Annotated in this window: 12 protein-coding genes; 5 read left to right on the top strand and 7 right to left on the bottom strand. The window is 36.2% G+C overall.

What is annotated here, in order from left to right:
* Nucleotides 1-80: 80 nt before the first annotated feature.
* Nucleotides 81-728, bottom strand: coding sequence for a redox-sensing transcriptional repressor Rex (locus tag OZX63_RS06685; protein WP_277142588.1), 648 nt, complete (start codon nt 726-728; stop codon nt 81-83).
* A 305-nt stretch (nt 729-1033) separates the two neighbouring features.
* Here OZX63_RS06685 and OZX63_RS06690 point away from each other — a divergent pair, with 305 nt between their 5' ends.
* The 5 genes from OZX63_RS06690 to abc-f all read left to right on the top strand — a co-directional run bounded on the left by OZX63_RS06690 (nt 1034) and on the right by abc-f (nt 5654).
* Complete coding sequence (locus tag OZX63_RS06690) at nt 1034-1900, top strand: ABC transporter ATP-binding protein (protein WP_277142590.1); 867 nt, start codon at nt 1034-1036, stop codon at nt 1898-1900.
* Nucleotides 1900-2739: an ABC transporter permease gene (locus OZX63_RS06695; protein ID WP_277142592.1), complete on the top strand. Its 840-nt coding sequence runs from the start codon at nt 1900-1902 to the stop codon at nt 2737-2739. Before OZX63_RS06690 ends, OZX63_RS06695 begins: the two co-directional genes overlap by 1 nt.
* A gap of 1 nt (nt 2740) precedes the next feature.
* Complete coding sequence (locus OZX63_RS06700) at nt 2741-3199, top strand: LytTR family DNA-binding domain-containing protein (protein WP_277142594.1); 459 nt, start codon at nt 2741-2743, stop codon at nt 3197-3199.
* Nucleotides 3200-3208: 9 nt separating this feature from the next.
* Nucleotides 3209-3616 (top strand): DUF3021 domain-containing protein, encoded by a 408-nt coding sequence (locus tag OZX63_RS06705; protein ID WP_277142596.1) that lies wholly within the window; start codon nt 3209-3211, stop codon nt 3614-3616.
* 100 nt (nt 3617-3716) lie between these two features.
* Nucleotides 3717-5654: a ribosomal protection-like ABC-F family protein gene (gene abc-f, locus OZX63_RS06710; protein WP_277142598.1), complete on the top strand. Its 1938-nt coding sequence runs from the start codon at nt 3717-3719 to the stop codon at nt 5652-5654.
* Nucleotides 5655-5830: 176 nt separating this feature from the next.
* Here the strand turns inward: abc-f and OZX63_RS06715 are convergent, their stop codons facing one another.
* The 6 genes from OZX63_RS06715 to OZX63_RS06740 form a co-directional block, all read right to left on the bottom strand.
* Nucleotides 5831-7642, bottom strand: a complete 1812-nt coding sequence (locus OZX63_RS06715; RefSeq protein WP_277142600.1) for an FAD-dependent oxidoreductase — start codon at nt 7640-7642, stop codon at nt 5831-5833.
* A 162-nt stretch (nt 7643-7804) separates the two neighbouring features.
* On the bottom strand, nt 7805-8755 hold the full coding sequence (locus tag OZX63_RS06720; protein ID WP_277142602.1) for an alpha/beta hydrolase: 951 nt from the start codon (nt 8753-8755) through the stop codon (nt 7805-7807).
* Nucleotides 8756-9199: 444 nt separating this feature from the next.
* Complete coding sequence (locus OZX63_RS06725) at nt 9200-9523, bottom strand: PTS sugar transporter subunit IIB (protein WP_277142604.1); 324 nt, start codon at nt 9521-9523, stop codon at nt 9200-9202.
* A gap of 1 nt (nt 9524) precedes the next feature.
* A complete protein-coding gene (locus tag OZX63_RS06730) occupies nt 9525-10943 on the bottom strand; it encodes a glycoside hydrolase family 1 protein (protein WP_277142605.1) in 1419 nt (472 codons plus the stop codon).
* Nucleotide 10944: 1 nt separating this feature from the next.
* Complete coding sequence (locus tag OZX63_RS06735; RefSeq protein WP_277142607.1) at nt 10945-12228, bottom strand: PTS transporter subunit EIIC; 1284 nt, start codon at nt 12226-12228, stop codon at nt 10945-10947.
* A gap of 140 nt (nt 12229-12368) precedes the next feature.
* Complete coding sequence (locus OZX63_RS06740) at nt 12369-13400, bottom strand: AraC family transcriptional regulator (protein WP_277142609.1); 1032 nt, start codon at nt 13398-13400, stop codon at nt 12369-12371.
* Nucleotides 13401-13420 lie beyond the last annotated feature (20 nt).

Below are 13420 nucleotides of genomic sequence, written 5' to 3' on the forward strand. Positions count from 1 at the left end.
TTGTCGCCACCTCCCAAATAATTACACCTATATTATACAAACTAAAAAGCCACCTACACGAATGTAAATGGCTTTTTAGTTTAGATATTTTTTTTACTATCTTTATCAGAGTCCAAAAAGTAAATCAAGGTTTGTAATTCTGTTGCTAAATCAACATTCTGAATCCGAATACCAGTCGGAGCTGAAAGTCTAATTGGCGTAAAGTTCATTATTCCTCGAATTCCTGACTCAATCATTTCATCAGCAGTTGCCTGAGCAGTTTCAGCTGGAACAGTCAAAATTGCAATTGAAATCTGTTGATCGCTCAATTGCTGCTTCAATTCTTTCATGCTGTAAACTGGCACACCACTCAAGATTTTACCAGTGATTGCTTCATTAATATCAAATGCACAAGAAATACGAATGTTGTTACTGCGCTTGAAGTTGTAATTGAGCAAGGCATGCCCTAGATTACCAACACCAACCAAGGCAACATTAGTCAACGTATCTTGATTCAATATTTTCTTAAAAAATGATAAGAGACTCTTGACATCGTAGCCATAGCCACGCTTACCCAACGCACCAAAGTAAGAAAAATCACGCCGAATCGAAGCACTATCAACTTGAACTGCTTCTGATAATTCGGTTGAAGAAACTTTTTCTTTGCCGCTCTCATTTAAAATAATTAGATATCGATAGTAAAGCGGCAGTCTCTTTGCTGTCGCTGTAGGAATTTTAATCTTTTCCATTTTTCAAAAAGCCTCCAACTTTTATTTGTGAATTAAGCACTAATCAGTACTATTTTACCCGTAAAATTACGTCCAATGCAAATATTTTTTTCACAATCTTGTAAATTCTACCATAGGAAAGTCCTATAACCAATAAATAAAAACTTGCATTATGCAAGCAGTGCCTTTTCACGCTTATTTTTGCTACCACTCAACCAGTAGAATCAACTTCTTACCACGCATATTTCACCATTTAGAGAGTTTTTCCTGACAAAAACATTGTAAATTCATAAACTAATCCAGTAATTTACACAAAGGAGCAAAAAATGTTACTTAAAACTAAAAATTTATCTAAAAAGTACAAAAACAAGTTGGCGGTTAACAAAGTTAATCTTGAACTGAAACGTGGCAGCTTCGTCACGTTACTTGGAACCAATGGTGCTGGCAAGTCCACCCTAATTAACATGCTGGTTGGCCTAAAGCAACCAACTTCAGGTGAAATGATCACTGACGCGAACACCAAAATTGGGGTTGTCTTTCAAAATAGTGTTTTGGATCCCGAACTAACTGTCTATGAAAACTTGGTCGTCCGTGTGCACCAATACAAGAACTGTCCTTTAACTAGAATTAACGAATTAGAAAGCCAGCTAGGTTTACGCAACTTTGTTAACCAGCGGTACGGCACTCTTTCAGGAGGTCAAAAACGACGCGTTGATATTGCTCGTGCATTATTAAACAATCCGGATATTTTGTTTTTGGATGAGCCCACAACAGGACTAGATGTGCAGACACGCACAGCAATTTGGAAATTAATCCTTAAATTGCAAAAGCAGCAACAATTAACAATCCTGCTGACAACCCACTACCTTGAAGAAGCTAAAGAATCGGATTATTGTTACGTTTTAGCGCATGGCCAAATTATTGCTTCGGGTACTACCCAAGAGATTATTAAGCAACATGCGGAAAACCAGCTCCATTTGCAACCTACTGCGCCAGAGCAATTAATTACCCTACTAAATCAACTAACAATTCCTTTTGAACAAGAGAAATGCAATTTTTTAATTAAACCAGCATCTTCGCAGCAAGCACTGCAGATTTTGGAAGTAGTTAAACCTTATTTAGCAGAGTTTTCATATTCTCCCGGAGATATTTCAACGGCATTCATGAACATCACTGGTTGGGAGGTAGCCTAATGTATTATCTAGTTAAAAGAAATCTGACCTTATTTTCCCGAAATCGGGCTCGCGCCTTCTTTTCACTTTTAGGCGCCTTAATCACCTTTGCCCTGTACATCGTTTTCTTAAAGCAAACGCTAAAAAGCTCACTACCACACATTAACAATATCCAGCAGATTTTGGATAATTGGCAAATGGGCGGAACTTTAGCCGTGGCAAGCATCACTACCACCTTGACCGGACTATCGTCTGTTGTTTCAGATCGTGAAAATAATATCTTGCAAGACCTCTCCTTAACCGAGCGCAGCAAGTGGCAAATTAGGCTGAGCTATCTAATTAGTAGCGTCATTGTTGGAAGCTTATTACAAATCATTTTGCTAATATTTATGTTGGCCTATTTTATCAAAACTGATAATCTTGCATTTACTTGGTCTAACTTACCGATTATCTTGATAATTATTCTTGTTAGCTCCCTATTAAGTGCCATCTGCAATGATTTATTAGTTAGTTTCATTAAGACCTTTGCCACACTTACCCAAGTTAACTTAATAATTGGTACAGCCAGCGGCTTCCTTGTTGGGTCCTACATCCCACTAGGTATCGCACCCAAGGCCGCACAACTAGTAATGAAGTTAACTCCGGCAACTTATGTCGCCTCACTTTACCGCCGCTTGTTTGTCGGTAACACTGTTCCCGCTAATTTACGGACGCGCTTTGTCAAAGATATGGGCATCAGATTAGAGTGGCACAACCATTTATTGACAATACCAGAAACACTGACAATCACATTTGCAATTTTATTAGCAGTTATTATAATTGATTATCTAACACAAAAATTTAATCCTAGGGAGGCATAATGTGCAAATTAAGTTCCAAGAAGATTCATCTATTAGTCCAGAGAATCCCACGGTGATTGTAAAGGCAGCAAGTAAGCAGGCGCAGACGCTTGATATTTTGCAGTACCTTGAGCATTTTGCAGAAAATAATAAAACAGACATTATTCCGATCAAGGCAATTGACCAAATTTTCATGGTCAAAAGTAAAAGTATCATCTTGGTGGATATTGTCGACAACACCCTGCTAATCTATACAACTAACAGTGTTTTGCAGACTAAAGAAACTCTGAGTCACTTCGGCGAGAAGCTCAATCATGACCACTTTTTGCAAATTTCAAGGCATGCAATTATCAATGTTGACCATTTATTAACGCTTGAGGACAGTTTCTCTGGAAATTTAACGGCAAAATTAACGAACGACATCAAAACTAGCATTAGTCGTAAATATGTCAAAAGTTTAATGACTTTCTTGGGCATCTAGGAGGATATCATGAAAAAAACATTCGCCAACATTATCACAGAAGGAATTATTGGTATCGGCTTTGGCTCGTTTTCATACCTAGTCTTTCTTTTATTTAAATGGCAAACAACACTTCCGACAGCGCAGAATATTATTAGTGTTTGGCTGATGAGCTTTTTGATTGGGACTTTGACTGAAATTTTCGACTTTTACGGCCTGTCTATCTTAACCTTATTAGTTCACTTCTGCGGCACAGTAATCTTAGTGTTTGCCATGACGGCATACAATGGTTGGTTAGCAACCTTCAGCCATTCACCTCTTGCGTGGACATCAGTTATTGGACTCTATCTCTTTATTTGGCTAACTTTGTTCACATACCAGCACTTGTCGGTCAAACGGATCAATCAAAAACTAGCACAAAGAAACCAAAAGAAGTAATAATCACAAACAGGATAGCAAAAATGCTATCCTGTTTTTTCCTATAATATAGCCCCAACAAGTAAAGTTATTATGCTAAAATGGTTTCTAGGTGAAAAATATGATAATTGCACAAGGGCACGATTTAGAAAAACAATTCGGTGCCAATACTTTATTTAAAAACGTAAACTTTTCAATTGACGCAAACGCACGCATCGGTCTTGTTGGCCCTAATGGGGTCGGCAAGACGACGCTGCTTAAGATTATGACAGGCGAAGAAGACGCAACCCACGGCGAATTTACAATTAACAAGGGAATCGCTGTCGGCTACATTGCTCAGGAAAATAGCCTCGATGAAACCAAAACTATCTGGAACGAAATGCTGGGAGTTTTTGCTTCATTAATTAAAATGAGTGAAACCATCCAGGCAATGCAGGAAAAAATTGCTAACCATCCCGAAGATGAGACCCTGCTCAAGCAATATGACCAAATGCAATTTAACTTTGAGCAGCAAGGTGGCTACACATATCAATCCGATATTAAGAGCATCTTAAACGGTTTTAAATTTCCTGAAGATACGTGGTCCAAGGTAATTGGCAGTCTTTCTGGTGGTGAGAAAACGCGTTTGGCCTTTGTTAAATTGCTACTGCAAAAGCCGCCACTACTCTTACTTGATGAACCGACCAACTACCTCGACTTAGACACATTGGACTGGCTCGAGAACTTTCTTAAAGGTTATTCAGGCGCCATTTTGGTTGTTTCCCACGACCAGTACTTTTTGGATCATCTTGCTAACCAAATTTTTGAATTACAATTTGGTAAACTGACCGCATTCAAGGGTAACTACTCCGATTATGTTGCCCAACGAGAATTGCGCGACCGCCAGCAAGAAGAAGCTTACGAAAAGCAACAGGATAAAATCAAAAAAGATGAGGAATTCATCCAAAAGAACATTGTTCGGGCCACCACGACCAAGCGAGCACAGAGCCGGCGCAAGCAACTCGAAAAAATCGAGCGAATTAAGCCACCTAAGCATAAAAGCAAGGTGCGCATCACCTTCAAGAGTGAGCGACCATCTGGTAAAGAAGTTTTGATTCTCAGTCACTTGTCAATTGGTTATCCAACCAAAACAATGGTGCAGGATATTTCTTTTCAGGTTAATAAGGGTGACAGGGTTGCAGTTATTGGACCTAACGGGATTGGTAAATCCACTCTCTTAAAGACAATCATGAAAGATTTAACTCCCAAAAATGGTTCAATCAAGTACGGCGCTTCTCTTGATATTGGCTACTACGATCAAGAGTTGCAACAACTTGACCCAGGCAAAACCGTGCTTGATACAATTTGGGATCGACATAAGACAATGCCTGAGCGTGATGTCCGGTCAATCTTGGCCAGTTTTCTATTCACTGCTAAAGACATCGACAAGACAGTTGGGCAATTGTCTGGCGGTCAAAAGGCGCGGTTGACCTTAACCGTTTTATCACTTGAGCATAACAACTTCTTGCTGATGGACGAGCCGACCAACCACTTGGATATTGAAGCTAAAGAGGTGCTGGAACAAGCTTTGCAAAAGTTTGACGGTACCCTGCTCTTTGTCTCCCATGACCGGTACTTTATCAATCAGTTAGCCAATAAGATTGTTGCCGTTCAAGATGGTCATGCCAAAATTTACGAAGGTGACTATTCTTACTACTTAGATGAAAAGGCAAAACAAACTGCTGCATCAGCTAATGCAGTAACTACTGCTAGTCAGGATCAGGATGCTGCGCCAGAAACCACTGCTGCTAATTCTACTAAACTGTCATACCAAGAACAAAAACAGCGCGACTCACAAAAGCGCAAGTTGCAACGTCAGGTAGAAGACATTGAAGCCAAAATTGAAGAATTGGAACAAAAGGCACAAGAAATTCAAACGCAAATGGCCAATCCCGATATTGCTTCTGACTTTGGTAAATTAGGACCCCTGCAAGAGGACCTCACTGCTACTCAGTCCGAATTAGACAAAGCCAACGAAGATTGGGAGCAAGCATTAACTGAATTAGATAATTTTGAATAATGGAAAATTGATTATAATCTGAACCCCGAAATTAGGACTACCTGATTTCGGGGTTTTATTTTAGGTAAATTCCGGAAAAGATACAGAATTGGCATTTTGATTGAAAGCAAAAAGAACTAGCTTCCGATAAAATATCGTCAGCTAGTCCTAAGTGAAATTTTATAATTTATCTAATATTAAAGTTTAGCCAAGGCCATCGCAGCCTTTCTTCCCTGATGAATAATCCCGGAAACTGCTGTACCGGAACCAGGGTAATAAGGCCCTAACCAGCCACCAGCTGTTAGCCCTGCTGCATACAAACCAGTTATTGGTTCTTCGAAATTATCGACTACTTGACAGTCGGTAGTAATCTTCAAGCCACCAATTGAACCTAAATTCGTAGCCGCATTCTTAAAGGCATAATATGGACCACTAATTGCTTTTAGTCCGGTTTGCCGTGCAAATGATGAATCATGACCACTTGCTGCAGCCTGATTCCATACATTGACACTTTCTTCTAAACTATCAGCAGGCACATCAATCAGTTCAGCTAATTCTTCTAAACTATTTGCCTTTAAAACAATCCCCGCTTGTACATCTTTAGCTAAAGTGTCCTTAGTCCAAGGACTACCTTTTTCCTCAATCGAATTTTCACCAAAAATCATATAAGTAGGATGGGCCAACTGTTTTTCTTGCTCAAAAATAGCCCGATATTGATAAGCGTAGGTAGCATCTTCACAAACAAATCTCTTGCCTGCACCATTTACAAAAATGGCTGGAATTGTAGGCATCCGGTCATCTGTCCCATTGCCAGTCTTGCCGTCAAAGTCAATGCAGCCACCCATTCCAGTGATTGCTCCACCAACAGACATCCCCATGATAATGCCATCACCTGTATCGGACTTAGCCGACAAGCATGTCTTATGTTGCAAGTCATCATAGTGTTGCCGGTTCAGTTTAAATGCCAAGCTTGGATTGTTATCAATTCCAGCAGTAGCCAACACAACACCTTTTTTGGCTTTTACATTTCTTAAAGTTTCATTTTGTTTAACTTGTACACCAACGACTTTATTTTTTTCTTGGTCAAAAATTAATGAAACAATTGGTGCATTATACCAAAATTCAGCCCCATTCTTTTTGGCTTCATCTAACAAGACTTTAGACAGAATTGCTCCATTACCGGCCATTCCACCGCCTTCATATACGTGAATTCGATCGGCAAAAATATCATCATTAATGTAAGGAATATGGCAATTACCATACATGCTATTCCAATTGATTCCTAGTTTTGCTAGCCATTCGATGTTCTTAGGTGCACCTTCAGCCAAGTCCTTGACTAAATCTTCATCAACTGTTTCTTCTCCGGCTTTAATCCAATATTGTGCATGCTTTTGCGGATTATCATCCTGATATTGTGAATATTTCTTTTGATACTTTGTGCCAGCTGCTTGAATTACTCCGCCTGAATAGCTTGTTGAGCCACCAACAAGGCCAGCTTTTTCACAAAGTAAAACTGATAGCCCTTCACTTGAGGCTTGAGCGGCAGCTGCTAAACCAGCACCACCACCGCCGGCAATCACGACATCATAGCTTTCATCAAATTGGGTATCTTCAGTTAAGTAAACTTGGCGTTTTGCTGGGGATGTATTCCAAATTGCCTTCTTACCATGATATTCCGAAGCACCAGTTGCCACATCAGACTTAACTGCTTTGGGTAATTCAACATTTGGATCAGCGGCTTCTTCAGCAGCCATCTTTCCTTGATAAACTAAGTATGCTTTTTTGGCTGCATCCCTGTATGCAGTAGAACTAAAGGTAGCACCAGAAATTGCATCAACATCAACAGAATTCTTTGCTAAAATTTCACTTTTAACTCGATCAATTGCTAAACTACCGACTGTATTTTTAGCATAATCACCTGCTACACTTACAATTTTATTGTCAGCAATTTCCAATTCAGCACTTACAGTACCATGAAATCCTTGGGCTTTGCCTTGATATTCTGCCATACGTAAATTCTCCTAACTTCAAATTTATATATATATGTATTTTTATATTACCTTTTTCACAAAAAAGTGTAGCATACTATTAAAGTAAGCGCAAACAAATAAATATTAAATATAGCAAACTCCACAAAAAAGCTTTATAGCTTACGCTATAAAGCCTTTTTCCTAAATTTTTTCAAAATCACTTTTTTCAGGTAAATCAAGTGCAAAATACTTTTCTAACCATTTAGTACACAAAGTTGTCCATTGACCAACTTTCGGATTTATTTGTGATTTTGCTTCAGCAACTGCTTGAGTACCTAAACTTAAGCCATGACCACCTTCACCAAAGATATGAATTTCATAAGGAATCTTATGTTCTGCTAATACTTTTGCTAAGTTTAAAGAATTAATTGGTGTAACCAAGGGATCAGTAGCAGTTGTCCAGATAAAGAACGGAGGTGTATCACTATCAACGTGATCAACAGGACTCACTTCTCGTTCTGTTTCCTCATCAGGAAATTCTTGACCCAAAAAGGCAACATTTGAAGCTTTCATAAATGCATAATCCATTGGTGAGTCTTTTTTAGCCTTTACATCCTGATCCAATAAATGATAATCAGTAATTGCATAGCCTAAAATTGTAACTGCTGGACGTAATTCTTTTGCAGTAGCTCCCAAGTAATCAGTCAAAACTGGCTCATTAAATACAGTTGAGTACAATGCTGCAACATGGCCACCCGCTGAAAAGCCACATACTCCGATCCTTTTAGAATCAACATGCCATTTTTCAGCATTCTTTCTTATCAACAGCATTGACTGTCCTAATTCCCGAATTTGTCTCGGATATTGTGATTCTTTCTTTTCTGGTAATGGCTTAGATAAATCTGGCATAGCTAAGCTACCTTTAGAATAGGTTGTATATCTAAGTACAAAAGTATGGTAACCCTGATTAGCAAAATACATTGCCACAGGTTCTGCTTCACGATCAGAACAACTAAAATATCCTCCTCCTGGACAAATAATTAATGCTGGTCGTGGCGTTCCTTTGAGCATTTCAGGTGAATCATCTAATAAATATGCTGTTAAAGTAACGTCAGGATTATTTTTATCTAAATTAAATTTTTCAATTTGCATAATTTTACCTCATAATAATTAGTTTCTTAATTTGCTCGTTTAGCGATTTGATTACCAAATAGTTTAAATAGACAAGATGTTAGGAATAAAAATGTTCAATCTTCTTGTCACACTTGTAGATTACCATATTACTTCAAATCATAATATAGCTACTTTGAATTTTGATTAATAGTTTTAAAGCCAATCTTTATTTGCTATCTATCCTTATAAAGTTAAATAATCTTCGTTAATTGTACCTAGTATTTTAACCGAAATTTTTCAACTATCATAAACGATAACTTAGAACTCCAAAAGTCACTAGCAAATAATACTAATTTACAATTCTTAAATTCAAATAAAATCTTAAAAAAAGAATGTTAGTTTTTATCCTAACATTCCTTTTTGATGAGTTTTCCTCATGCCTTTTATTGTTCTACTAAATTAATAAAAGTAGCAAATATTAAATCATCTATCTTCCATTAATTGATATGCTTGTGCCAAAACTTTTGCACCATCCATCATTCCATATGCTTGCATATCAATTACAGCTAGTCCAACATTTTTTCCTTCTACTTTTTTCTTAAAGTCATCTTCCATGTAGCGAACCTGAGGTCCAAGTAAAATACAATCAATATTCTTTTCAGACATTTTACTATCAGCTTCAGATGCTGGAGCAGCAAAAATTTCAACATCCTTATTTTGCTCTTGAGCTGCTTTTTGCATTTTTGTTACTAACAAACTAGTACTCATTCCAGCAGCACAGCACAACATAATTGTTTTTTTAGCCATTTTAAAATTCTCCATTAACCTCTCTTTTGGTGACATTTTTAGCATTTTCTTTTATTACTTTTTGATAAAAATAGTAACTATCTTTAGGATATCGTTTTAACTGCTTTTCAGAATAATTATCACGATCAACAAAAACTAAACCATATCTTTTATCTACACCATCATTAACACTTAACAAATCCATAAAAGACCATGGATTGAATGATATTACATTAACACCATCTTTTATGGCCTCGCGCAATTCAAAAATATGACCATTTAGGTATTTAATTCTTTTTTGATCGTGAACCTTACCATTTTCTAGCTCTTCATGCTCAGGCCAACCACATTCAGTAATGACAATTGGAATACCAGGAAAACGATCATTAACTACTTGTAACGCTAACCTAAGCCCAACTGGATCATAAGAAAAATCCCATTCAGAATTCATTAAACGCGTATCAGTAATTTTCTCAACATTAGATATTACACCATCAAGCATTTTAGGGCTTTGATCATTGCTTAGCTTAAATACAGAAGTAGAGTACCAATTTAATCCCAAATAATTTGCTCTACCCTCTTTTAAAATATTTGCATCTTCTTCATGAATATCTAACGTTAAACCACTGTCTTTCAAGTAACGCAAATAGTAAGATGGTAATTCACCACGGATAGCAACATCCATGTCTATAAATGAGATCATATCTTCCATCGATTTACTCTTCAAAGTATTAGCTGAAGTATGATCATATGGAAAGTTCGTCATGTAAGAAACTGCCGGTCCAATTTTAGAATTTGGAAACATTTTGTGACAAAGAGAATATACTCTAGCTTGTGCTAAAAACATATTATAGTTGGAATTTTCTCCCTTTTGTCTTAAGTCATGTACATTATCGGCTGTTATTCCATTCATTGAAGGAACATTCGCAAGCAGTGACTGTTCGTTAATGGTTAACCAATACTTTACACGATCTCCAAATAATTCAAAAATCGTTTTTGCATAGTGATAATAATCATCTATAGCTTTTCTACTTGCCCAACCACCATATTGCTCAACTAAAGATTCTGGAAAATCAAAATGGAAAAGTGTAACAATCGGTTCTATTTTATTTTTAATTAGCAGATTTATTAATTTATTATAAAAGGCAATTCCCTTTTGGTTTGGTTTAGCATCATTTCCATTAGGAAAAATGCGAGCCCATGAAATTGAAAAGCGATAACTTTTTAAGCCCAACTTTGCCATTAGGTCAATATCTTCTTCAACATGATGATAATGATCAACTGAAACTGAAGTATCCAGATACTTACTTTTTTGCGAACGCAAATCAGCAACTGTTAATCCTTTACCATCTTCATTAGCTGCTCCTTCTACTTGAAAAGCAGAAGTACTCGCACCCCATAAAAAATTTGAAGGGAAGTCATCTTTTAATTGATATTGCATATTATTCTTCCTTACTATTTTCTTCATCAAGGGCTTGTTTGTCAGCAACCTTAAAGAATGGTAAATAAATAAGCATCATTAAGCCAAAGTTAATCAACCAAATGACTGCACCTTGCCAACCCATAATCATTGTATCTGCAATAATTTTAGGCATTGTCCAAGGCATACCCATTCCTAAACTCGGGTTATAACTTGTAATAAAACCTATCTTAACTGCTAATAATGCAACGCCACTAGATACAAAAGATGAAAGAATGAACGGAATAAACATAATCGGATTTAAAACAATTGGCATACCAAAGATTATCGGTTCATTGATATTAAATAAATTTGGTAAAGCAGAAACTTTAAAGAATTTCTTATAGCGTTTTGATTTACCCCAGAGCAAACCAATCAATACTAAACTCAATGTAGCACCAGCAGCATCATTATTTGTAAAGGCAAAAACAACTAAGTTGCTTAGGTATGGAATAGTTTTACCAGCTTGAAAGGCTGGTGCACTACCTACCATCATTGAAATAACCAACGGAATAATCACGGATTGAATTGCTGCTGGGTGAATACCAAATGTAAACAGTAAATTCGATAAAGCCATAATTAAGATTAAAGTTATTGGGGAACCGCCAACATGTAATAACGGTGTTGTAATCAATTTATTTACAAAATCAAATACATTACCGAAAGAAGAATAGTCAAAAATTACTCTAACAATAAATACGGTAATAAAAATAATAATACCAATTAATAAAGGCTCAATTGATGAACTTACCATGCTAGGAACTGAATCAGGCATTTTAATAACCAATTTTTTATTATGGCTTAATTTAACATAAAAAACACCAATTAAAATCGATAAAATAATTGCCACAATAATTCCTTCACTGCCCATATAAGACATTTGAAAAGCATTGATTGGCTTTTTACCAGGTATAATCTGAGGAGCCAAGACAAAGAAACTTGCTAAACTGAATAATCCAGCGGTCACACCATTTTCGTTACACTTTTGAGCATAATTATATGCAATTGTAAAAGCAATGAATACGGCTAAAATATTCATTGTTCCATTAACGATTGCCGTCATAGATGGTGTAACACCAATTTTATTAAACCAATCAGCAACTGGTTTTATTGGAAAACTTGCAAAAATCGAAAATATTGATGCACCAATTGTTACTGGCAAAGTCATTACCATACCAGATGAAATACTCTGAAGGACTTTATTTTGTCCTAATTTATTTGAAAACGGGACTAAAGTTTTTTCTAGCCATGTTTGGAAATTTTTCATTTTTATTTTTGTACTCCTAACTAAACTAATTCGCTTTCATTTGTGATTTTAGTATATTAGTGTTGTTCATAGAGCACAATATTCAAAAGCCAGAAAAAATATGTTCATTTTACAGATTAGTATTTAAATAAGCAAAAATTCTAATATCGAGAAACACCGCTTGATCTAGTATTTAATCGATACTCAGCCGGTGACATACCAAAATATTTTTTAAAAATTTTATAAAAGTATGATGGATTTTCATAACCGACTTTATTAGAAATTTTTGCAATAGACGCATTCGTATAACTTAAATACCTCGCTGCTACATTCACTCTTTGCAAATGAACTAGGTTGATAAATGTTTTACCAGTATGCTTTTGCAAATAATCAGACAAATAATTGGGATTAAAGCCAAAATTAGCTGCCATCTCGGTAAGAGTAATGTCTTTATAATTTCTTTCAATATATAGCAACAATGAAAGAAGATTATTCTTTTGGCGTTGATTACTTTTTACCTTAATGTCAGAATAATTGACTTGCCGAATTAGGCGAGAAAACAACGTCAACATTTCCAATTTAATAATTTGATCTGATTGAATCTCTGGAAAATAGTATTCGCCGATAATGTCATAAACTAAATCAACTATCTTTTGATTATGATTTAGTTCAAATAAGCTGTAACGCCCTTCCCCATATTCTTCATCTGATAATAAAGAGAACAGCAGGTTTGAAATTGCCGAGCCACTCTCTTTTGCCTGCAAAAAATTCAGTTCATTTAAAGAAAAGGCCGAGGTTTTCAAAGCTATATTTACAACAATTCCCTTCTTGCTAATCGGTTTAACCTGATGAATTGTCTGGTTACCCATAAAAATAATGTCCTCTTGCTTAACTTTAATCTTAGTATGCTCTAAAACAATCTCACAATCTTCAACTAGTGGAATCATAATTTCCACATAATCATGAATATGAAAAGGAATAAATGATTCAACTGGTTGAACAGAAATAGTAATTGCACTACTATTCAAAATCAAATCATCCGAATACGTATCATAAAATTGATATACTGGCTCGCCATCAACCATTCGTACTTTATGAGCTATTTTCCCGTTATCTTTAATTTCTGCGAAAACATCATCCCAGCTTCGCTGATGATTTTTCGTACGTAAATAATTAATTAGCTTATTAGTCAAATTGCTTCCTCTTTAGCCAT

It is taken from the genome of Lactobacillus sp. ESL0700 (genome assembly GCF_029392095.1).
Lineage (GTDB): Bacteria > Bacillota > Bacilli > Lactobacillales > Lactobacillaceae > Lactobacillus.

What these genes read in the sequence shown, in the direction of transcription:
- OZX63_RS06720 (WP_277142602.1), bottom strand. Translation starts at nt 8,755, where the DNA reads ATGCAAATTGAAAAATTTAATTTAGATAAAAATAATCCTGACGTTACT.
- abc-f (WP_277142598.1), top strand. Translation starts at nt 3,717, where the DNA reads ATGATAATTGCACAAGGGCACGATTTAGAAAAACAATTCGGTGCCAAT.
- OZX63_RS06735 (WP_277142607.1), bottom strand. Translation starts at nt 12,228, where the DNA reads ATGAAAAATTTCCAAACATGGCTAGAAAAAACTTTAGTCCCGTTTTCA.
- OZX63_RS06730 (WP_277142605.1), bottom strand. Translation starts at nt 10,943, where the DNA reads ATGCAATATCAATTAAAAGATGACTTCCCTTCAAATTTTTTATGGGGT.
- OZX63_RS06705 (WP_277142596.1), top strand. Translation starts at nt 3,209, where the DNA reads ATGAAAAAAACATTCGCCAACATTATCACAGAAGGAATTATTGGTATC.
- OZX63_RS06685 (WP_277142588.1), bottom strand. Translation starts at nt 728, where the DNA reads ATGGAAAAGATTAAAATTCCTACAGCGACAGCAAAGAGACTGCCGCTT.
- OZX63_RS06715 (WP_277142600.1), bottom strand. Translation starts at nt 7,642, where the DNA reads ATGGCAGAATATCAAGGCAAAGCCCAAGGATTTCATGGTACTGTAAGT.
- OZX63_RS06690 (WP_277142590.1), top strand. Translation starts at nt 1,034, where the DNA reads ATGTTACTTAAAACTAAAAATTTATCTAAAAAGTACAAAAACAAGTTG.
- OZX63_RS06725 (WP_277142604.1), bottom strand. Translation starts at nt 9,523, where the DNA reads ATGGCTAAAAAAACAATTATGTTGTGCTGTGCTGCTGGAATGAGTACT.
- OZX63_RS06695 (WP_277142592.1), top strand. Translation starts at nt 1,900, where the DNA reads ATGTATTATCTAGTTAAAAGAAATCTGACCTTATTTTCCCGAAATCGG.